General features: G+C 60.2%; 22 protein-coding genes and 1 tRNA gene. 12 read left to right on the top strand and 11 right to left on the bottom strand.

The annotated features are described in order from the left end of the window. Positions 1-2: 2 nt before the first annotated feature. From xdhA to GOB83_RS03470, 6 genes are all read right to left on the bottom strand, one after another. Positions 3-1,508, bottom strand: a complete 1,506-nt coding sequence (xdhA, locus tag GOB83_RS03495; RefSeq protein ID WP_165925251.1) for a xanthine dehydrogenase small subunit — start codon at positions 1,506-1,508, stop codon at positions 3-5. A 62-nt stretch (positions 1,509-1,570) separates the two neighbouring features. Beyond that, positions 1,571-3,031 (bottom strand): nucleobase:cation symporter-2 family protein, encoded by a 1,461-nt coding sequence (locus GOB83_RS03490; protein ID WP_086646589.1) that lies wholly within the window; start codon positions 3,029-3,031, stop codon positions 1,571-1,573. A 3-nt stretch (positions 3,032-3,034) separates the two neighbouring features. Then, positions 3,035-3,367 (bottom strand): hydroxyisourate hydrolase, encoded by a 333-nt coding sequence (gene uraH, locus GOB83_RS03485; protein WP_086646588.1) that lies wholly within the window; start codon positions 3,365-3,367, stop codon positions 3,035-3,037. Continuing rightward, positions 3,364-3,882, bottom strand: a complete 519-nt coding sequence (uraD, locus tag GOB83_RS03480) for a 2-oxo-4-hydroxy-4-carboxy-5-ureidoimidazoline decarboxylase (RefSeq protein WP_165925468.1) — start codon at positions 3,880-3,882, stop codon at positions 3,364-3,366. Before uraD ends, uraH begins: the two co-directional genes overlap by 4 nt. An 11-nt stretch (positions 3,883-3,893) precedes the next feature. Beyond that, positions 3,894-4,790, bottom strand: a complete 897-nt coding sequence (puuE, locus tag GOB83_RS03475; RefSeq protein ID WP_165925250.1) for an allantoinase PuuE — start codon at positions 4,788-4,790, stop codon at positions 3,894-3,896. A 28-nt stretch (positions 4,791-4,818) separates the two neighbouring features. Then, positions 4,819-6,240 carry an NAD(P)-binding domain-containing protein gene (locus GOB83_RS03470; protein WP_165925249.1) on the bottom strand — a complete coding sequence of 474 codons (1,422 nt, stop codon included), beginning with the start codon at positions 6,238-6,240 and terminating at the stop codon, positions 4,819-4,821. 151 nt (positions 6,241-6,391) lie between these two features. On the opposite strand from GOB83_RS03470, the gene GOB83_RS03465 reads away from it, so the two are divergent. Together GOB83_RS03465 and guaD are read left to right on the top strand one after the other, a co-directional pair. Then, positions 6,392-7,294: a LysR family transcriptional regulator gene (locus tag GOB83_RS03465; RefSeq protein ID WP_165925248.1), complete on the top strand. Its 903-nt coding sequence runs from the start codon at positions 6,392-6,394 to the stop codon at positions 7,292-7,294. A 21-nt stretch (positions 7,295-7,315) separates the two neighbouring features. After that, positions 7,316-8,665, top strand: a complete 1,350-nt coding sequence (guaD, locus tag GOB83_RS03460) for a guanine deaminase (RefSeq protein ID WP_165925247.1) — start codon at positions 7,316-7,318, stop codon at positions 8,663-8,665. Here guaD and GOB83_RS03455 read toward each other — a convergent pair. Then, on the bottom strand, positions 8,662-10,254 hold the full coding sequence (locus tag GOB83_RS03455) for a gamma-glutamyltransferase family protein (protein ID WP_165925246.1): 1,593 nt from the start codon (positions 10,252-10,254) through the stop codon (positions 8,662-8,664). The two genes, guaD and GOB83_RS03455, sit on opposite strands and share 4 nt — an antisense overlap. Before the next feature lie 221 nt (positions 10,255-10,475). Between GOB83_RS03455 and GOB83_RS03450 the strand changes: the two genes are divergently transcribed. Beyond that, the gene (locus GOB83_RS03450) at positions 10,476-11,072 is read left to right on the top strand and encodes a nucleoside 2-deoxyribosyltransferase (protein WP_165925245.1); all 597 of its coding nucleotides are present in this window, start codon (positions 10,476-10,478) and stop codon (positions 11,070-11,072) included. 13 nt (positions 11,073-11,085) lie between these two features. Here GOB83_RS03450 and GOB83_RS03445 read toward each other — a convergent pair whose 3' ends face one another. After that, positions 11,086-11,472 carry a hypothetical protein gene (locus GOB83_RS03445; RefSeq protein ID WP_095349327.1) on the bottom strand — a complete coding sequence of 129 codons (387 nt, stop codon included), beginning with the start codon at positions 11,470-11,472 and terminating at the stop codon, positions 11,086-11,088. Positions 11,473-11,634: 162 nt separating this feature from the next. On the opposite strand from GOB83_RS03445, the gene GOB83_RS03440 reads away from it, so the two are divergent. Both GOB83_RS03440 and GOB83_RS03435 read left to right on the top strand, forming a co-directional pair. Then, entirely contained in the window at positions 11,635-12,423 is a 789-nt protein-coding gene (locus GOB83_RS03440; protein ID WP_165925244.1) for an META domain-containing protein, read from the top strand. Positions 12,424-12,728: 305 nt separating this feature from the next. After that, on the top strand, positions 12,729-13,421 hold the full coding sequence (locus GOB83_RS03435) for a hypothetical protein (RefSeq protein ID WP_086646581.1): 693 nt from the start codon (positions 12,729-12,731) through the stop codon (positions 13,419-13,421). 83 nt (positions 13,422-13,504) lie between these two features. Here GOB83_RS03435 and GOB83_RS03430 read toward each other — a convergent pair whose 3' ends face one another. Next, on the bottom strand, positions 13,505-13,900 hold the full coding sequence (locus GOB83_RS03430; RefSeq protein ID WP_179290108.1) for a hypothetical protein: 396 nt from the start codon (positions 13,898-13,900) through the stop codon (positions 13,505-13,507). 57 nt (positions 13,901-13,957) lie between these two features. Between GOB83_RS03430 and GOB83_RS03425 the strand changes: the two genes are divergently transcribed. From GOB83_RS03425 to GOB83_RS03415, 3 genes are all read left to right on the top strand, one after another. After that, positions 13,958-14,830 carry a YoaK family protein gene (locus tag GOB83_RS03425; RefSeq protein WP_242005721.1) on the top strand — a complete coding sequence of 291 codons (873 nt, stop codon included), beginning with the start codon at positions 13,958-13,960 and terminating at the stop codon, positions 14,828-14,830. Positions 14,831-14,835: 5 nt separating this feature from the next. Continuing rightward, positions 14,836-15,465, top strand: coding sequence for a hypothetical protein (locus GOB83_RS03420; RefSeq protein ID WP_165925243.1), 630 nt, complete (start codon positions 14,836-14,838; stop codon positions 15,463-15,465). 191 nt (positions 15,466-15,656) lie between these two features. Then, positions 15,657-15,833 carry a hypothetical protein gene (locus GOB83_RS03415; protein ID WP_165925242.1) on the top strand — a complete coding sequence of 59 codons (177 nt, stop codon included), beginning with the start codon at positions 15,657-15,659 and terminating at the stop codon, positions 15,831-15,833. A 70-nt stretch (positions 15,834-15,903) separates the two neighbouring features. Here GOB83_RS03415 and GOB83_RS03410 read toward each other — a convergent pair whose 3' ends face one another. After that, entirely contained in the window at positions 15,904-16,206 is a 303-nt protein-coding gene (locus GOB83_RS03410) for a YggT family protein (protein ID WP_233129137.1), read from the bottom strand. A gap of 120 nt (positions 16,207-16,326) precedes the next feature. On the opposite strand from GOB83_RS03410, the gene GOB83_RS03405 reads away from it, so the two are divergent. Further along, positions 16,327-16,402, top strand: a tRNA-Ala gene (locus GOB83_RS03405). A 127-nt stretch (positions 16,403-16,529) separates the two neighbouring features. On the opposite strand, the gene GOB83_RS03400 is transcribed toward GOB83_RS03405, so the two are convergent. Beyond that, positions 16,530-16,919 carry a hypothetical protein gene (locus GOB83_RS03400; protein WP_086646579.1) on the bottom strand — a complete coding sequence of 130 codons (390 nt, stop codon included), beginning with the start codon at positions 16,917-16,919 and terminating at the stop codon, positions 16,530-16,532. Positions 16,920-17,179: 260 nt separating this feature from the next. Here GOB83_RS03400 and GOB83_RS03395 point away from each other — a divergent pair, with 260 nt between their 5' ends. From GOB83_RS03395 to GOB83_RS03385, 3 genes are read left to right on the top strand one after another with little or no spacing between them, the layout of a single operon-like run. Then, complete coding sequence (locus GOB83_RS03395; protein ID WP_086646578.1) at positions 17,180-17,641, top strand: (2Fe-2S)-binding protein; 462 nt, start codon at positions 17,180-17,182, stop codon at positions 17,639-17,641. Further along, positions 17,638-19,848 carry a xanthine dehydrogenase family protein molybdopterin-binding subunit gene (locus GOB83_RS03390; RefSeq protein ID WP_165925241.1) on the top strand — a complete coding sequence of 737 codons (2,211 nt, stop codon included), beginning with the start codon at positions 17,638-17,640 and terminating at the stop codon, positions 19,846-19,848. Before GOB83_RS03395 ends, GOB83_RS03390 begins: the two co-directional genes overlap by 4 nt. Then, the gene (locus GOB83_RS03385) at positions 19,848-21,158 is read left to right on the top strand and encodes a cytochrome c (protein WP_242005720.1); all 1,311 of its coding nucleotides are present in this window, start codon (positions 19,848-19,850) and stop codon (positions 21,156-21,158) included. Before GOB83_RS03390 ends, GOB83_RS03385 begins: the two co-directional genes overlap by 1 nt. Positions 21,159-21,236: the final 78 nt, after the last annotated feature.

Below are 21,236 nucleotides of genomic sequence, written 5' to 3'. Positions count from 1 at the left end.
GGTCAACCATGCGCCACCTCCTGCCAGTTCTGTAATGTTGGAGCGTGGTGCGGGCTGTTATCCCTATCAGGCTCAAACAGGCGGACCAGCAGGTTGGCGGCAACCGTTGCACGGTACCACGCACTGGCCCGCATGTCTGACAGAGGCGTAAAATCCTCTTTTATGGCCGCTTGCGCTGCAAGGAGTGTTTCAGGGGTACGCGTCTGCCCCGTAAGGGCAGCCTCCGCCCGGCTGGCCCGGCAGGGTATGCCCGCCATGCCGCCATAGGCCAGACGGGCCTGCCGTATGGTGCCATCCTCTGCCATAACCAGCACAAAGGCCCCCAGCACGGCAGAAATATCCTGATCAAACCGCTTGGAAACCTTGTACACCCCGCACACGCTCCCAGCAGGCAACGGCGGAATAAGCACGCCTTCTATAAACTCGCCGGGGCGGATGTCCTGCTTGCCGTATTCGAGAAAAAACGCTTCCAGCGGCACAACCCTGCGATCAGTCCCGCAACGCAGGTATAATTGCGCCCCTGCGGCCATAAAAATGGGCGGGCCATCCCCAATCGGTGACGCATTGCCGATATTGCCGCACACGGTGGCAGCATTACGGACCTGCGTGGACCCAATACGCCGCAGCGTATCTGCCGCCGCTGGCAGGTGCGCGACCAGATGGGACATGGCCTCCGTATAGGTAACGCCTGCACCTATCCACAACGCGCCATCGGGGCGGGTGTGGATTTTGTGCAGGTCGCGGGCGCTACGCACGGCAATAATATGGGGGAGCTGGCGCAATCTTTTGGTGACCCACAAGCCAACATCGGTCCCCCCTGCTACCAGCACGGCCGCCGGGTCCTGCGCATAGGCAGTGGCCAGTGCCTCCACCGTAGCAGGGAGCGTGACACGCCCCTGCGGGCTATGCAGTTCCACTGTTTTGCCATCCTGCAGGGCCTGTAGGCGCGCGCTCAGCTCCGCCGTGCGGGCACTTATGGGTTCACCATGCCGGGCGCAGTAGGCTGCGGCTTTTTTCATGGCGCGCACAATGGGGGCATACCCCGTGCAACGGCACAGATTGCCTGCCAGTGCCTCATTTATAATCCGCTCACCATCCAGCGTGCCCTCAAGTGCCGCCAGATCCGCGCGCGTGGACAGCGCGACCATGGACATGACAAACCCCGGTGTGCAGAACCCGCATTGCGATCCGTGCTCGTCTACCATGGCCTGCTGCACCGGGTGCAATGCGCCATCGGGGCTGCGCAGATCCTCCACGGTCAAGAGCTGCGCGCCATCGAGCATCCACACCATGTGGATACAGGCATTAACTGCGCGCCATACCAGATGCCCCTGCTCCAGCCGCCCGACCAGAACGGTGCAGGCACCGCAATCCCCTTCGTTACAGCCTTCCTTGGTGCCGGTGCGGGCCTGCTGGTCGCGCAGCCAGTCCAGCAGGGTCAACTCCGGCGGCAGGCTGGACAGATGGTGGAGGGTATCCCCCACATAAAAGCTGATGTGCTGGCGCATGCGTGCCCTCCCGGCTTATGTTTTTATGCGTATCAGGCACAGAGTATGCGAAACGCCGATGCTTACTCGGTCTGGGCGCGGCCAGCCTGCCCAATGGCGGCCTGAGGTTTGTCCTGCGCGCCCACAACATTCCAGACCGGGGTTTCGAGTATGACCGTATCCTGTTCCACCGTTTGCTCGGAGGAACACAGATTGCCAAAGTTGAACACCAGATGCAGCACAATGGCAGACAGGGCACCCAACGTAATACCGCTGCCAAAAATAACCTGCATCCATGCGGGAAAATGGTCAGCAATATGGGGCTGTGCTGTTGCCAGCATGCTCAGCCCGATGCTGGTGCCCACAATAACCGTGTTATTCAGATTATCAAAATCCACTTTGACAAGGGTCTGAATCCCCACCACAGCCACGGCGGCAAACATGGCCAGTGCGGCCCCACCCAGTACCGGCAGGGGCACGCTGGCAATAATGGCGGCAAGCTTGGGCAGGCAGCCAAGCCCCATCATGATAAACGCCGCCGCCACCACAACCCAGCGGCTGGTCACCCGTGTAAGCCGCACAAGGCCCACGTTCTCGGCTATGCAGGTGTAGGGGAAGGAGTTCAGCACCCCGCCAATCATGGTTGCCAGACCATCCGCACGGATCGCCCGCGTGATGTCGGCTGAGGAAATATCCTTTTTGACAATGGAGCCCGTGGCAAACACATCCCCCGTGGTTTCCAGCATGGTAATGATCATGACCACCAGCATGGACAGCACCGGCACCACATGGAAGGTGGGCATACCAAAGTAAAAAGGCTGCGCAACAGTCACCCACGGAGCAGACAGCACGCCATCAAAACTGGCATCGCCCAGAAACCACGCGGTTAACGTGCCAGCCACCAGCCCGAACAGCACGGCAATACTGGCCACAAAACCCTTGAACATACGCTGGATAAACAGGATGGAAACCAGCGTGCCCAGACCATACGCCACATTGCGCATGTTAACCGGGTTTTGCATGACTCCCGTGCCCTGCCCGTTCACAATATCATTCGCGGCCACCGGCAGCAGGGCCAGCCCGATAACCAGAATGACAGACCCCGTGACCACAGGCGGAAAAAACCTGACCAGCCTGCCAAACCAAGGTGCCGCCAGAAAGGTAAAGATCCCCCCAGCAATGACCGCACCAAAAATCTGGGGCAGCCCCTGCACGCCCCCACCCGCAGCCACGCCAATGGCGATCATGGGGGTGACAGCCACAAAGGTTACCCCCTGCAACAGCGGGAGCTTGACCCCGATATAACGCCCAAGCCCTGCGGACTGGATGAAGGAGGCAATGCCACAGGTAAACAGGTCCGCCTCGATCAGATGCTCAAGTGCGGCACGGGGCAGACCCATGGCACCCGCCAGCAGAACAGGCACAATAACGGCGGCTGCATAGAATGTGAGCACATGTTGCAGGCCATAGAAGCCAAGCTTCCAGACCGGGAGCATCTGGTCCACGGGGTGGACGGTCTGTGGCGTGTTGCTGGCAGGTTGCATGGCTTAACTCCCCCTGTAGGTCGAATAGGCGTATGGGGCGACCAGCAGGGGCACATGGGCGTGCCCGCTGCCGCCAAGACCAAAGCAGATTGGCACAATATCCAGGAACGGCGGGTCCGCCAGCGGTGTGCCCTGCTGGCGGAAATAGGCCGCGACCTCAAACTCCAGACAGTAGGCACCGGCTTCCAGCTCAAGTGCTTTCAGTTCCGGGCAGCGGCCATCGGCATCGGTCTGCCCTGCAAACAGAACGCCTGTGGCCCCACTCAGGCGCAACGCCACCCCCACCGCCGGACGGCCGGAAACCGTGTTGAGAACATGGGTTGAAAGAGAGCTCATGCCACCACCTTATCGTGCAGACGTAATGCGGCTATTGCGTCAATCTGGCTCAAGGCCTCGGCCAGTTCGGCTTGGGGCGTGCTGGCAAGCCGCTGTTCCATGGCCTGTGCAATAACCTGTTTGGCATGCCCGCCCACCTTGCGCACACAAATAACAAACGGCATGCCGAACTTGTGTGTGTACGCATCATTCAGGGCACGAAAATGCGTGTATTCCTCTGGCGTTAGCCGGTCCAGCCCAGCTCCGCCCTGTTCCTGTGCAGAGTCTGCGGTCAACCCCGGGTCCACCCCCAGACGGTGCCCAAGCTCGGGGTGGGCGCGCACAAGCGCATACTGTGCCGCCTCGGGCGCGGCACGCATGGCGGCGGAAAACGCCGCACACATGCCGCCAAGGTCTGCAAACGGGCGGCTTTTGGCTGCCTGCGCCGCAACCCATGGGGAATGTTCATACACACTCCCAAACGCCTCCACAAAAGCGGCATCGGGCATGGCGTTAACCTGCGCCAGAGTGAGCATGGCAGAGGTGGTCATGCCGGGTGCACCTTCTGCCAGTGGCGGGCAATATCGGCCCGGGTTGCCACCCATACATCGGCATGGGCTGCCACATGCTCCAAAAAGCGGGCAACAGCCAGTGCCCGTGCGGGCTTGCCTGCCAGACGGCAGTGCAGGCCAACGGACATCATACGCCCCCCTTCCTGATAGAGCATGTCAAACGTATCGCGCAGGTAATGGAAGAACTGCTCGCCCTCGGTAAAGCCGTTCAGGGCGGCAAACTTCATGTCATTCACATCCAGCGTGTACGGCACAATCAGTTGGGGTTTGCCGTAGCGCCGGTCGTAATAGGGCAGGTCATCGGCGTAGGAATCTGCATCATACAAAAAGCAGCCTTCCTCCACGACCAGACGGGCGGTATTGGGGCTGGTTCGGCCCTGATACCAGCCCAGCGGCGAAGCACCCGTAACCTGCGTGTGCAGGGCTATGGCCTCGCGCATATGGGCGCGCTCCACATCCTCTGGCACGTTCTGGTAATCTATCCAGCGCAGGCCGTGGGTTGCAATTTCCCACCCGCTGGCCTGCATGGCGGCAACGGCTGTCGGGTTGCGGGCCAGCGCCATGGCAACACCAAAAACCGTAACGGGCAGGCCCGCTTTTGCAAACAGGCGGTAAAGCCGCCAGAAACCGGCACGACTGCCGTATTCATACAGGCTTTCCATCTGCATGCAGCGCGCACCGACAATGGAGGACGTACCTACCATTTCGGACAAAAATGCCTCGGACCCGCGATCATTGTGCAGGACGCAGTTTTCCGCGCCCTCTTCGTAGTTGATCACAAACTGCACGGCTATACGCGCGCCACCGGGCCAGTGTGCATCGGGCGGGGTGGCGCCATAGCCGATCATGTCACGCGGGTAAGTCTGGTTCATTTTTATCCCGTTTTACGCTTGGTTTTTTTCAGGCCTGCTCTGGCGGCGGGTCAAAGCTGGTCAGTTCATCCACGTTATAATCCAGCAGGCTTTGCAGGTGCAGGGCTCCGTCCTCCACAAACAGGCTGCGGCCTATGCAGTTGGTCAGTTTTTCCACCCCGAAGCGCATCCCGCTAATGGTTGCCCCGGCAAGCCCCATGCTGGGCATGGCGGAGAACGTAAAGTTGTAGATGCACTGCATCATGGGGGCGAGCGGGTCATTGGCTTCCAGCGGCTGGAACTGGAAAGCATTGCTCAGGTAAGGGTGGCTACCCAGCAGGGCGCTCTGCTCATCTGCGGGGGCTTCAAACCGGTCTTTCCACAGGGCAACGCGGCTGGCGATACGCCCCAGTTCGGGCCGCTTGGTCAGGTCGATAATAAAGCCTGTGCCAATGATCAGGAAGTCAAACTCCATCTCGCCTTTTGGGGTGGTCACGACCACGGCCCCGTTTTCCTCCCGCACGGCGGTCCAGGGGGTGCCGGGGTGATAGGCAAAGTTGGGGTGCTTGCGGCAACGCCAGAACGTATCCTGCGGGGGCGGCTGGTTCAGGTCATAAATCTTGTACATAAAGCGCCAGCGCAGCAGGTCCGGCAGATCGGCCAGATAGCTGAGGAAGCCTGCGTTTTCCATCCAGCGGTAGGGGTTCACCGTGGGGATCTGCTTGCGGCGCAGGCACAGGTCCACGCTGGCAGCGCCATGTTCCAGCACGGTTGCTGCATTATCAAACGCCGAGGCACCAGCCCCCAGCACGCCAATGCGCTTGCCGCGCAGGGCTTCAAAGTCAATCTGTTCACAGGTATGGGCATAGCGGCTTTTGGGCAGCCCCTCGCGGATAAAGTCGGGAACATGCCACGCCCCACCGCCTTCTATGCCGGTCGCCAGAACCACACGGCGCGCCCAGACCACATGCTCGGCCCCACCCGCGCCGGTAAAGGTCAGCCTGAGCAGACCGTCTTCCCATGCAATGTCGGCCAGACGGTGTTCGTTTTTAACTGGCAGGTCCAGCACATTACGCAGCCAGAGCAAATAATCCTGCCAGTCGTGACGGGAGATTTTATCCAGATCACGCCAGGCCTGCTCGCCGTATTTTGCCTCAAACCAGGATTGGGGGGTCAGGCTGGGAATACCAAGGTCCGGCCCGGTCACGTGCTTGGGCGTGCGCAGGGTGATCATGCGCGCAAAAGTAACCCACGGCCCTTCTTCCCCCTCGGAGGCCATATCAAAAATACAGGTGTTGGCCACGCCGCGCCGCCGCAGGCCAAAGCATGTGGCAAGCCCGCCCTGCCCGCCGCCAATAATGGCCACGTCCAGCACATCCCGTCCGTTGTGCTGATGGGGAACGCACCAGTTACCCGAGGCAAACTCGATTTTGGCAAGATCGTCCCGAACACGTTTGTTTAGCTGTTCCATACCCATTTATCAGTCCACATTATGCAGATCGGGAATCCTGCGTGGTTCCTGATCGCGCCAAATAAAATCAGACTTACTGTTTCACACACGTATCGTTCTTGTATATGACTTAATTCAGCATGGTGCGTTCGCAAAAAGAGAGCAAAAGCTGATGCCCGTTTTTTCCCGCTTCCTGCGGTATTTCATGGCCGTAGCCCAGCATGGCTCTATTAGAAAAGCTTCGGACGAGCTGCATATTGCCGCATCCGCCATAGACCGGCAGGTGTTGCAGGGCGAAAAAATTCTGGGCACCCAGCTCTTTGAGCGCCTGCCATCGGGGCTGCGGCTGACCACCGCGGGGGAACTGCTCCTGACCTCCTGCCGCCACTGGTCCCGCGACCTGAACGCCCTGCAAACCCAGCTGGATAACCTTAAAGGCCTGCGGCAGGGGAGCACGGATATTCTTATCCCCGATGCGCTGACCAAGGGTTTTCTGCCCACCCTTCTGGGCAAGCTGCGCCAGACACACCCTGGCATTATGGTGAGCGTGCATGTACGCAAAAGCCACGATATGGGGGAACTGCTGGTTAAGGGGCATGCCGACTTCGCGCTCATGTTCAACCCCGGCCACATGCGCGAATTAACAGTACGCACCCACAAGGAAATACCACTGGGCTTTGTCTGCCTGCCCTCGCACGAGATCGCGGAAATGACCGAAGCCCGCTTCAGCCTTGCGGCGGAATACCCCATGATCATCCCGGCCCCTCCGCTGGCCCTGTGGCGCCCCATTGGGGTGCTGGAGGCGGAAACGGGGGTCAAGGTCGCAACCGTGGCCAAGGCCGACAATATCCAGATGATCAAATCCATGGTGCTGGAAGGCGCGGGTGTGGGGATTCTAAGCTATCTGGATGCGTATGATGAGGTGCAGAAAGGCCAGTTGGCCTTTACCCCCATTACCAACCGCAAGCTCCCCCCGCTAACACTGGCCCTGTGCGTGGACCGCTCGCGCCAGCTTTCCACCGCCGCGCGGTTTATTATTACCGAAATTGAAAACTTTTTTGCCGAACAGTTCTAACGGCCCGAAAGCACGCCCCCAATGCCCCACACCCCGGACCGCCACGCCATAAGAGGCAGTTACGTTACCTTTTGCGCCAACCCCTTTACCACGCCCGATGCACTGGTGCTGGAAGAGGACGGGCTGATTATTATGGAACACGGGCGCATTACCCAATGCGGCCCCTACGCCACCCTGCACCCCCTGCTGGGAGACAACACCCCCCTGACCCACTACCCCGATTGCCTGATCAGCGCGGGTTTTATAGATGCCCATGTGCATTACCCCCAGATTTCGGCCATTGCCTCCTGGGGGGAGCAGCTCCTGCCGTGGCTGGAACAGTATATTTTCCCCACCGAGGCAGAGTTTGCCGATGTGGATGTCGCCCGGCGGACGGCAAGGCTGTTTTTGTCCGAGCTGCTGCGTAACGGCACCACAACGGCCGCGGTGTACTGCACGGTACACCCCCAGTCGGTCGATGCGTTTTTTGAGGAATCCGCCCGCCTTGGCACCCGCATGATCGCGGGCAAGGTGCTGATGGACCGCAACTGCCCCCCCAACCTGCAGGACACCGCCCAGAGCGGGTATGACCAGTCCGCCGCCCTTATTGCGCGCTGGCATGGCAGGGACCGCCAGCTTTATGCCGTAACCCCACGCTTTGCCATAACCAGCACGCCAGAACAGCTTGAACTGGCAGGCACGTTATTCCAGCACACGCCGGGGCTGTACATGCAGACCCATCTGGCCGAAAATCTGGACGAAATAGCCGCCGTGCGCAGCCTGTTCCCCAACCGCTCCTCCTATCTGGATGTGTACGCAAAAGCAGGGCTGGATGGACCACGCGCCATATTTGGCCATGCCATTCACATGGCTGAGCATGACTTTGCCCACTGCCACCAGTCAGGCTGTACGCTGGCCCATTGCCCAACCTCCAACCTGTTCCTCGGGAGTGGCGCATTTGCCCTGTTTGACGCGCTCAAACCCACCCGCCCGGTGCACGTGGCACTGGGAACAGACGTTGGGGCAGGCACATCGCTCTCGCTACTGGCCACAATGGGAGAAGCCTACAAGGTGTCACTCATGGCGGGGAATACCCGGCTTTCCGCAGCACAGGCACTCTGGCTGGCCACGGCGGGGGCTGCACGCGCCCTGCACCTGCACGACCATATTGGCCTGATAGCCCCCGGCATGGAGGCCGACCTCTGTGTTATGGACCCCGCCGCCACCCCACTTATGGCCCAGCGGAGTGCCCGCTGCACCAGTCTGGCCGAGCGCCTGTTTACCTTAATGGTTCTGGGCGATGACCGGGCCATACGCGCCACATGGGCCAATGGCCGACTGGTGCATGCACGGGCAGAGACGCAGGCGGATGCAGCGGTGCATACGGGCTAGTAAGCCCCCACGCACCCATCGCTCCGGGGGTCTGCCGCCCCTTCAAACAGGCCGCTGGCATGGCGCACCACGGCCCCGGCATGGCCCATCATGCTGGTAAAGGGAGCCACGCGCTCCACCTCGTGCCCGGCCTGCTCCAGCCGGGCGATAACGCCCGCATCAAACCGGCTCTCCATTTTGAGCGAATGGCTGTGGCTGCCCCATGTGCGCCCCAGCAGCCAGCGTGGCGCGGTAATGGCCTGCTGCAAGGGCACGCCAAACATGGCGTAGCGCGTAAACAGGGCCGCCTGCGTTTGCGGCTGCCCTTCGCCCCCCATGGTGCCGTAAACCATAACCCGTCCATCATCAAACCGGGCCAGCGCGGGGTTAAGGGTGTGGAACGGCTTGCGACCGGGCACAAAGGCATTCCATGCCCCTTCCTCCAGCAGGAAGGACGCGCCACGGTTCTGCCAGAGCAGCCCGGTCTGGGGCAGGAACACACCAGAGCCAAATTCAAAATACAGGCTCTGGATCATGCTGACCGCCACCCCGCGGGAGTCCACGGCCCCCATCCAGGTTGTGTCCCCCATCTGGGCCGGTGCGGGCCAGGGCATGGCGCGGTGGGGGTCTATGCTGGCTGCCATGGTGTTAAAGCGGGCCGTATCATCCAGAAAACCCTGTGCGTCCTCGCTCATCCAGCGCGGGTCGCCCACATGCGCGTTCCGAAACAGGAAGGCATGTTTGGTGGCCTCGACCAGTGCATGCACATAGGCAAAGCCATCCACCTCCTGCACGTTGAGTTTTTCAAACAGTTTGAGAATGGCGAGCGAGGCCACACCCTGAGTTGGCGGGGGAGCGTTATAGACCTGCGCGCCCGCCACACGGGCATGCAGGGAGGCTGGGGTTGCCACTGCGTGGTGGGCAAAGTCCTGCGCGCGCAGGGGGCTGCCGGCGTGGGTCAGGTCTGCCAGCAGCTTGCGGCCAACATCGCCAATGTAAAAACTGCCCAGCCCGTGGCGCACCAGACTTTGCAGGGTTTCGGCCAGTGCCGGGTTTTTGCGTATATCCCCTGCCTGCGGCAAGCGCCCCTGTGGGGCATAGGCTGCGGCAAAAGCAGCATTGCCCAGTAGCTCGGCCTGTTTTTCCGCCAGCAGGGAGGCTTCACTCGTGGTCAGGGCATAACCGTTCCGGGCGTACCAGATGGCATCTTCCAGCACTGCGTCCAGCGGCAGGGCGGGCTGGAGTGCCGCACTGCGCTCAAGTGCTGCCTGCCAGCCCGAAACCGTGCCCGCCATGGTATTGGCCGCCATGCCCCCCCGCCAAGGTACGCTGGTATGGCCTGCGGCCGTGTAGTCCTGCGCACTGGCATGCAGGGCAGCGGCACCGCAGGCTTCCAGCACCTCGGTCCGGCCATCGGGGTAGGAGATCAGCCAGAACGCATCCCCCCCCATGCCGGTCATGTGCGGGTAAACCGCGCACAGGGTTGCGGCCATGGCGGTAACCGCTTCCAGCGCCGTGCCGCCTTTTTTAAGAATAGCCAGACCGCTCTGGCTGGCCAGATGATGCGGGGATGTGACCATCCCCCGGGTGGACTGAAAACTATGCAGCATGGTCTGGGCGGCTCCCGCTCTGGTATGGCCAGTATTGCACGCAGGATACCGCGCTTTTGCGCCATGCCCCATAAACAAAAAAAGCACACCCCCATTGCCGGAGTGCGAGAGCCACCCTGACCTACCCGCCCAAGCACCCCCTTGCCCACCTTTACGCCTGACAGCACACACAAAATCTGACAACCATACCACTTTGCCCACCACCAGCAGGACCCAACGCCATGCCCCAGAACCATGCAGGCACCCGGCCAGAGCAGAGCACCACACCAGAACCAGCCGTGTACCTAGCCGGGCCGGGCGTTTTTGCGCTGGATGCCCGCGCACAGGGGGCACAACTGGTGGCGGCCTGCACGCGCGCGGGCCTGCGCGGCCTATACCCGCTGGATGCCGCACTCGACCCAAAGGCCCATGCTGGCCCCGCAGCCCTTGCAGCAGCCATAGCCCGCGCCAATATGGACCTGATCCGCCAGAGCCGGGCCGTTATTGCCGATCTTTCCCCCTTCCGTGGCCCCAATGTGGATGATGGCACCGCGTTTGAAATAGGCTATGCCCACGCGCTCGGCCTGCCGGTTTTTGGCTATGCCAGCACCACCACCCCCATGGCCGCCTACCCCGAACGCGTATTGGCCAGTGGGGAGAGCATGAGCACGGTCACGCTGGACAACCGCACAACACTGGTGGATGCTCACAACATGACGGTGGAGGATTTTGGCTTACCGGTGAACCTGATGATTGCAACGGTTCTGGCCGATTCCGGCACTGTTTTTTCATCCGCCCAAGGGGCGATCATGGCCGCGGCGGCCCATCTGCTTACATGAATATGGGGGCCAGTCAGCCCGCGCCATCAGCGGGTAAGGCTGCTTCACACCGGACGTAGGAATCCTTGTCCCTGAAAAGGAACAGCACATAATAATCAAGTGCCCGCCCACGCCTGCGCGTGGTGTGGGTATAGAATGGATACACATCCTGCACCGCCCCATACCCCGCAGGCAGCGGGTCTGATGCCATAATCGTATTCACACGGAACAGCGGCACATAAACATGCACCGGGCCGGGGTTGCGGCGCACATGCCACAACTGCCGGCGGAACTTGCGCAGGCGATCGGGCAGAATGAACACCATATTTTCTTCAATAAACCGTTCATCCGGCTGGGGGCTGCGCAGGTAGCGCGCATCGTCCGGCATGTCGCAAAAGTAATTGTAACCCTGAATAATCATACCCTGCTTTTAATCCCCCTATGCCCGGCAGAACAGGCCCGCCCTGCACCTTAATATCTCCAACTCCCACCTGCTCCACACGCCATGGGCAAGAAAGCCGTTGTGCCCACGCGCCAAAGGGCCATACTGCTTACGGTCCGCAATAGAATGAGGAGCCATGCCATGGCCCTGCCGCGTATTCGTTCCCTTCTGGCGTCCTGCGCCTTAACCCTTGCGGCGGGCTGTGCAACGCAACCACAGCCGCTGAACACACCCGGCACAGACAACGGTGTGTATGAAGCCCGTGGGAACGAGCCATTCTGGAACTTCAGCATGGCAGCTGGCACACTGGCCCTGAGCACCCCCGATGGCCCCCGCCTGACCCGCATGATCACCCGGACCTATACCCGTGGCGACACCCGCCATTACGAGGCCCCCAATCTGGCCGTAACCATAAGCCCCACCCCCTGCCAGGACAGCATGAGCGGGCAGATGTTCACACAAAGCGTGCGCATTACCACCAAGGAGCAGACCCTTAACGGGTGCGGCGGCAACATTGTGCCCCCCACGCAACTGAACGCCACACGCTGGGTTGCCACACAGCTTGATGGCCATAAACTGCACAACGGCAATGTTCTGCCCGATGCGCATGACAGCGCCACGGACGAAAACCCCGACCCGGCGGCAGACATGTTTACCCCCACGCTGGATATTAACGACAGCGGCAAGGTATCCGGGTCAGATGGCTGCAACCGTTATGCCGGTGGCCTTGTTTTTGGCCATGATGGCAAGGTGAGCCAGTCTCCACAGGCGGGCATGAGCACGCTCATGGCCTGCCCGGGCGCGCATGGCCGTGTTTCTGCCCTGTTTTTGGACCTGTTGCACACCGTGCAGTCCTGGAACATGGAAGATGGAACCCTTGTGCTCCACACGCAGGATGGAAAAACCATGCGCCTGCGCCAGACCTTTTAACGCTACCGTGGCATAAGGACGGTATGGGCCGGCTTTATGCTGCCCTTGGGCGGGCATGCGTAAAATTCACACAAACAGCCCGCAAAACCACACAACGAAACGAGTCCGTCTTTTTTATTGTGTTCCCAAACACCGGTTTGAGACCGCCACTAAAACAATTTTTAACCAGAAATTTACCTTTTTTGTGCAAAAGAGCGTGAGTGTATTTTAAGCATAAGCCACTCCAGAGGATTCAGAAACACGCCATGCCAGCCCGCGTTTTTAAAACCCTATCTATTTCATCCCCCCGTCTTTAAAGCACGATCATGCCCAACAGCCAGCTTTCCGGGCCTTACATTCTTACCAAAGCCAAATTTTACGATAAATTTGTGGAATTAACCCACGACCATAGCCAGAAATTCCGCACAATCATCCATAGCATCAGTCAGGAAGAGCTGCTGGCCATTACCCTGCGCGCATTCAAAGGGGCGCAGTTGCGGGTTTCCAGTATTCTCAGCGTCGCAAAACGCTTTGCCGACCTGAACGGCACAATCCCGTTTGAAGTCAGTGCCAATCTTTATAAAAACTTTCTCAAGGCAACAGCACGCGATACCGGTATTTATACAAAAATTACTTTTGCGGAATATCTGTATTACTCAATTCACTACGAACAGTGCAAAGAAACCTATAACGCTGAAACGCTTATTCCCACCATTTACAACCCCACCCAGCCACTTGGGCGGGTGCTGGGTGGGCATATTGCGTTAGAAATTGTGTTGCTGAACATCTGCCAGGCCAATGCCCGACGCCTGAGCGAGACGGAATGGCTGGACACAAACCCGGATATGGATTGCCATACCCAGATCATGCACATCCTGCTCCGCCACCAGTTGTTGACCTTTGAAGATGTGCAGGAAGAGTTTGAGCGCATTATGCTCTACGTGACCGCATTTGTGCTCGATACCGTGCGCACGCTCTCCTCCCGCCGGACCCCGCCTGCCCCCAAACCGGAAGCATGATGCAGGCAGGGCGGGGCAAAATCCCCCTTTAGCGCAGATATTTCAGCGGCCTCAAACCAAAAGGGGCAGGCCGTCAGGCCCGGTTACAGGTGTTCTTCCCCCTGCGGGCTTGCTGGCTGCTGCGGCTGGGCAGAACCGGGCTGGGCATTGGAAGGAGCCGTTGTGCTACCCGGAGCGGTGGAGTGTTCCACATCATAGGCGGTGGCTTTCTGCTCGTATGTGCCTTTTGCGCCGGGATGTTCCTGATCGTACAGCTTGGCCTTGTTTCTGGCTTCCTTACGGTATTCATGCCTGCGGTACATGCCCGTTACACAACCGGCCGTGGCCCCCAGTACGGCATGGTTGGCCAGATGCCCACCAACCGCACCTGCCGCACCATATTTAAGGCACCCGCCCGGTTCGGCCTGTACAACGGTTGTGCCCACTGTTGCGGCCATAAGGCCGGCCAGTCCCAGTGTCATCACGCGGTGCAGTCTCATACGCTTGTCTCTTTTCCGTTCCCAAACCAGCCCTGCTTTTCAGGGCCTGCGTTATGCATGCCTGTATCTGGTGGCAGCATTATGGTTTTTAAAGACCCGATTTTTCCATCAGGTGCCCTGCGGCCATCCCCACAGCCCGGTATAAACCCGCTCTGTCTGGCATGGCTCCTGCCTGCCCGGCAGTGTTTGCAGCCTTCTGCCCTGTGGGGCACAATACGCTCCCACCTTTTGCCTGAACGCACAGCAAGCCCCAACATGCCAGACGCCCCTGCCACCCCTGTAGCCGTATCCGCCCGCCGTATTCTGGTGCTTGGCATTCTGGCCGGGCACGTAGATGCGCTCAGCTTTGCTCATCTGGGCGGCCTGTTTGCCTCGGCCATGACCGGCAACACCACACATCTTTCCGCAGCACTGGCCCATGCCAACTGGCACTACGCCGTGTTGCTGGGCTGCGTGCTGGCCATTTTTTTTGGTGCGGGCTTTCTGGCAAGCCTTGCCCGCCTGCGGTGGGGGGCCACCAATGGCATTGCACTCATGGTGCTTTTACTGCTGGTGGTGCAGGCTGCCCAATTTGGGGCACATGCCCGACTGGTCGAGCTTGTGTTGCTCCCCGCCCTTATGGCGGTTCAGGGCGAGAGCATTGCCCGTTTTTCCGGCAACGCAATCCAGACCGTGGTTATCACCAGCAACATGCTCAAATGTGCCTCGGCACTGGCCAGTGCCGTAGCCCTGCGCTGCGGGGCCAGCACGGGGCCAGCATTGCCTGCGGGGGCTATTCTGCTCCCCGGTCTGTCATGGGTTGGTTTTGCCGGTGGGGCCATGCTTGGGGCGTTAGCCCTGCTGTGGCAAGCTCCCCTGCCCTTTTTATGGCCCCTGCCATGGCTTGCCATTCTGTATATTGACATCACCCCCGCAAGACCGGGAAACTAAGGCGCATGCGTGCCCGCCTTACTCCGCGCCGTTTTACCCGGCCCCTGCACCTTGTACCCCGCCTGACCCTGGCTACACTGCTTGCCCTGAGCGGGTGCGGTTATTACTCCTCCCGCATTGCGCATAAAGGGCAACTGGCCGTACTGGGCATGACCAACGAGGACCTGCAAGCCTGCGTAGGCGTACCCGACAGAACACAGATCATTAACGAGCACGTGCGGATCTACCAGTACACCCGGGGCACCAACATACCGGCAACCAACGATTCGACGCTGATCCCCCTGCAAACACTGGTCAACCTGACCCAGACAACCCTTGGCGGGGCAGGCTCCACCTGTGTGGCCTCCATCCGGCTGGTGGATGGCAGGGTAACAGACATGCATTATAGCGGTGACAACGACCAGATGATTGGCAGCGACGGGGTGTGTGCCACCGTTATAAAAGGGTGCCTGAACACCCCCGTACCCTCCGCCCATAAAGTATCGGGCACCATTTTTGGCCCGGTTTCCGCCTTCCATGCGCCTGATATTAGCGGTTTTTCCCAGTCCCCGCACAATGCGGCTCCGGCTGCACCACAGGAGCAGGCAGCCCCTGCATCCGGGTCAACACCGCCTGCACCACCAGCCCGCCCCTAGCGCCCCCACAGGCGGGACACCGCCCGAAAATGCCGCAACGCCATGCAGCAGATAGCAGTTGACCGCCAAAACCAAAGGAGTAGTGTGACGCTGTCAGATTTGTGAATGAATCCGGCAGGTTCTGCACAGTAGGCATTCCGCGCCAGAACACCAGCAGCTCCTGCCTTACAGGCTACAAAAGGGTTTTTGGAATGGGCATTTATCTGTGCGTAACACTTCTGGGTCTTGACCTGATCGCATACCTGCTTGGCGGCAACACCGCAGTGCTGGGCGTTGCGGTTGTGGCGTTCCTGGTGCCGGTTGTCATTATGAGCAGCTACACGCTGACCCACATTGAAAAAGACGGCACTCCCGACGCTCATCACTGAGCCTTAGCGGACAACCCGTTAAAAAAACCGCCAGCCTGCACGGTCTGGCGGTTTTTTTGTATCCAACGGCCTAGTGCATGATCAATGCGCTAAACACATCGGCCAGCAGCGGCTGAATGACGTACTGAATACCCAGCAGCACGACCATGGGGCTAAAATCGACCCCACCGGGCGTTGGCAGCACCCGCCGGACAGGGGCCAGCACAGGCTCGGTCAACCGTTCCAGGAACATGCCAATCTTCCAGACAAGCTGGTTGCGGCTATCCAGTATGCCAAACGCATACAGATTGACAAAAATACAGGATATAAGGAGAATCCAGCAATAAATCTCCAGTATCCGCGTCAGCACCATGAAGAGCGAAAACACAAACACGATATAAAACCAGCTCCTTACGCTTCAAGCCCGGCAGGGCCACCTTGCAGTTATACGCCCTACAATACAACTTGACAGAAAAATCGTAAGCCCTGTAAACCACTGCCTGACAGATCAGGCGGGGCTGTAGCTCAGATGGGAGAGCGCCTCGTTCGCAATGAGGAGGTCAGGGGTTCGATTCCCCTCAGCTCCACCAACCGCCTGACTATGCTATTGTTTTCCTTAAAAAATATCGGCTTTTTGTAAACCACCAGCCCTTGTGTTTACACACGCTGGCGGTTCTGTGCCTCAGTGCCTTACAGGCACACGCCCCATTGCCGCATTCAGCCCGCTGTAATGGCTCCCGGCTCCATCAGATGGTCTACACCAAGTGTGCGTACACCTGTGGTTTTTGCCGTGCCCAGCAAAGCGCTTCTCAGGCTTTCCACCGCATCCCGCACAAGCTGCACAATTGCCTCGCGGTCCTGATAACCGCCAAGCTCCAGTGCGTTTTGATAAAGGCTCCAGACCGTGGACCAGATAATGCCCGGTGTCAGGTAGAGCGACCATTCATTATCCGCCGGCAGAGCGTTTTTGATCTCCTGCAAAATCTGCGTAATTTCCTTCAGATCGAACGAAATCGCTGTTTCCTCACAGGCCTTGTTCTCAACACCTGCGGCCAGACGTGCCAGCTTCCACAAAAGTGCATCCGGGGTGCCGGGGGTGGTGTTCATGGGGAATCGCCTCTCATGCTGTGTGCCTGCATATGATGAACGCAGGCGCGGGCTGTAGCAACGCCAGCGCCATCACGGCAGCGTTTACCCCCCTTGCACGGCCACTCCTTACTGGCATCAAGCCTGCGCAAAGCTAGAAATGTATCCATTTATATACAGATGATTTTTCAAAAAACCCGGCACATTCTTCATCCTTCCCATTTCGGAAACAAACCAATTCCATTACATTGCAAGGCCCAGACCCACCCCAAGGAGCCACCATGCTGAGCCTGAACATAAACGGACAATCCCACCAGGTGGATGTCGATCCAGACACCCCCCTTCTGTGGGTTCTGCGCGATGTTCTGGGCATGAACGCCACCAAATTCGGCTGTGGCATAGCCCAGTGCGGTGCCTGTACCGTGCATATGGATGGCCGGGCCGTGCGGGCGTGCAACCTGCCGGTAGGGCTGATTGGTGAGCAGCGTATCAGCACGCTGGAAGGGCTGAACCCCACAGACCCCGTAACCAAAGCCGTGCAGGACGCATGGGTGGCACTGGATGTGGTGCAGTGCGGTTACTGCCAGCCGGGGCAGATCATGGCGGCTATTGCGCTCCTGCGTGCCGTCCCCCACCCCACGGATGAACAGATAGACAGCGCCATGTCGGCCAATCTGTGCCGTTGCGGCACGTATGTGCGTATTCGCGCAGCCCTCCACCACGCGGCGGGAGCACTGGCATGACCACACAAACACCACGCCCCGCACTGGCCAGCCGCAGGCAGTTGCTGGGGGCCGGGGGCGCCCTTCTGCTGGCCACGTTCTGGCCCACACCACGCCAGGGCCGGGCACAGGGCGCGTCCGTGCCCGCCAGCACGGCCCCCGAGCAGGGTCTGCTGGTGGAAAACGCACAGGGAGCCTTTGCCCCCAACGCCTATATCCGCATTGCAACGGACAACCGCATCACCCTTATTCTGCCCAATGTGGAAATGGGACAGGGCATTTACACATCCTCCGTCATGCTGATTGCCGAAGAACTGGGCATAGACATGGCGCAGGTGGAAATTGAAGCCGCTCCCCCCGGCGGCGGGGCCGAAATTACGGGCGGCTCCACCTCGGTCATGACCGAGTGGCTCCCGCTCCGGCAGGCCGGGGCTGCAGCGCGCAGCATGCTGGTACAGGCCGCCGCCATGCGCTGGCAGGTGCCGGTGGCAGAGTGCACAACCCGCTCGGCCACAATTATCCACGTGCCTACCGGGCGCTCCCTGCCCTTTGGTGCGGTTGCCGCTCAGGCAGCCACGCTGCCCGTGCCACAAAACCCCACACTCAAGGACCCTGCCACTTACACCCTGCTGGGCAAACCCCAGCACCGCATAGATAGTGCGGTCAAGGTGCAGGGCCGTGCCATTTTTGGCATGGACGTACAGGTGCCGGGGCAAAAAATCGGCACCGTAGCTGCCTGCCCGGTTGTAGGTGGCACGCTGGCAGGCATGAACAAGGCCGCAGCCCTTGCCATACGGGGCGTGCAGGCCGTGCTGGTCAACACGGCCAATAACACCGTGTGCGTTGTAGCCGACCATTACTGGGCCGCCCGCAAGGGCCTGCGCGCGCTCAAGCCCCAATGGCACGATGGCCCTAACGCCCATGTGACGACCCAGACCATCTATGATCAGTTGCATGATGGCCTGAATGGCCCCGCCATTGTGGCCAACACAAAGGGCGATGCCCCAGCCATCATTGCCCACGCGGCGGCCACACATACCGCCACCTACCAGCAGCCCCTGCTGGCCCATGCCACCATGGAACCCATAAACTGCACCGCCCATGTACGCCCCGATGGGTGCGACATATGGACCGGCACACAAATTGCCGACCGCGCGCGGGACACGGCGGTAGAACTGACCGGCCTGCCCAAAGACAAGGTTAATGTGCACTGCCAGTATATTGGCGGGGGTTTTGGCCGCAGGCTGGAACATGAATACGTTACCCAGTGCGTGGAGTTCGCACGGCAGGTGCCCCACCCGCTCAAGATCATCTGGAGCCGCGAGGAGGACCTGACGCACGACCGCTACCGCCCTGCCTACGTGGACCAGATGACCGCCGCACTGGACAGCAAGGGCTTTATAACCGCGCTGACCCACCGCATTGTCGGCCCCGCCGTGGTTGCCCGCTGGGACCCGCCGGAACTGACCAAGGACGGGTATGACGAAGATCTTTCCGTCGCGACCGTTATTACGCCTTACACCTACCCCGCCTACCGGCTGGAGTTTGCCCGGCGTGAAGCCCCCGGCGTTGTTACCGCATGGTGGCGCGGTGTAGGCGGCACACGCGGCCTGTTTGTGGTGGAAGGTTTTATTGACGAGCTGGCCCACCGCGCAGGCGCGGACCCCGTAGCCTACCGGCGCGCCATGCTGGCCCAGAACCCCCGCGCTCTGGCCGTGCTGGACAAGGCCGCACAGGCCGCAGGCTGGAACACCCCCCTGCCACCGGGCCGCGCACGCGGTGTGGCCGTGCAGTTTGCCTTTGGCTCCTACATGGCCAGCATTGCAGAGGTGGAAATGCCCGAACCCGATAACGTGATTATCCACCGCGTAACCGCAGTGGTGGATTGCGGGCGGGTGCTCAACCCCGATCAGGTCATCTCACAGATCGAAGGGGGGCTGATCTTTGGCTTTAGTGCGGCCCTTTATAACGAAATCACGCTCGAAGGGGGCCGTGTGCAGCAAAGCAACTTCAATACATGGCGCGTCATGCGCATGAATGAAGCGCCTTGCAAAATTGATGTCCTGCTCATGCCCAGCACGGAAGACCCCGGCGGCATTGGCGAAGTTGGCACCGCAGCCGCAGCCCCCGTTCTGGCCAACGCCATGGCAGCGGCACAGGGGCGACGCTACCGCACGCTGCCACTCCTTTCCCCCCGCAATGGGGCAGACCACAAGGAGCAGGGCTGATGCGTAACCCCATGTCCTTCCCCTTTATTTCCACCTGTGTGCAGGGCACACGGGTAAAGTTCTCCCGAGCGGGTGGCGCCCTGTCTGGCGTGCTCCTTGGCGGGGCAGCCCTGCTGGCCACCACAGCACATGCCCATGCAGCAGCCTCTGCCCCCAATGTGGAAAACGGGCGCTACCTGGCCCGCGCGGCGGACTGCGAGGTATGCCACACAGCCGAAGGCGGAACACCCTATGCAGGCGGGCGGGCCTTCAGCCTGCCGGGGGTGGGGGTTATGTACGCCCCCAACATTACGCCGGACAAAACCGCAGGTATTGGCGCATGGACCGACCAGCAGTTTGTAGATGCCGTGCGCAAAGGCATATCCCCCCACTGGAAGCACCTTTACCCCGCCATGCCCTACCCCGCCTATGCCCGCATGAGCGATGCAGAAGTGCGGGACATACGCGCCTATCTGGCAACCCTGCCGCCATCTGCGCAGAAAACACCTGAAAACTCGGTCAAATTCCCGTTCTCCATCCGTAGCCTGATGGTTTTTTGGAACATGCTCAACGGCCCGGCCGCAAGCTATGCCAATGACCCGACCAAACCAGCAGACTGGAACCGTGGCCGCTACCTTGTGGAAGGGCCGGGCCATTGCGCAGACTGCCACTCCCCCCGCACACGAACCTTCGGGCTGGATACCAGCCGCGCACTGGGCGGCAATGTGGTCAATGGCTGGCGTGCATATAACCTGACACCGGACAAACAGAGCGGGCTTGGCGCGTGGAGTGATGAAGCTCTTGCCCAGTACCTTTCCACCGGCCATGCCGATGGCCATGGCACCGCAGCAGGAGACATGGCCGATGTTATTGGCCATAGCCTGCGCTACCTGAGCGCATCCGACATTCATGCCATGGTTGTGTATTTGCGCAGCATTGCCCCCCTGCACACGGCGGAAGATACGGTGGAAGCCAGAACCCCCACAGCGGGTGATGCCAGCTTGCCCCAGAACACGCGCGGGGCACGCCTGTATGCGTCTACCTGCGCAGGGTGCCACATGCCCGATGGCACGGGCCGCCAGTCCAGCTTTGGCACCATTACGGGAGCGCGCTCACTTGGAGCGGATAACGGGCACAACCTTGTGCAACTGCTGGTGCAGGGGAGCGGCATGCAAACCACCACGGGTGTGCAGATTATGCCGCATTTTGCCGGTGGCGGGCTGAGCGAGCGGGATCTGGCCGACATTGCCAGCTTTGTCATGACCCATTTTACCACAGCCACCCCACACAACATGGAACAGGCAGTGCATGACGCCAGACAGGCTAACTAAACGGCACCTGACATAAAACATCCTTAACAGAACAGGGCTTATACAAAACAGACAAAAAGGCTGCGGAGCCAGAACGCT

It is taken from the genome of Acetobacter fabarum, assembly GCF_011516925.1.
Lineage (GTDB): Bacteria > Pseudomonadota > Alphaproteobacteria > Acetobacterales > Acetobacteraceae > Acetobacter > Acetobacter fabarum.
Note: the sequence above shows the minus strand (reverse complement) of the source record. Positions and strands in the feature narration are given on the sequence as shown.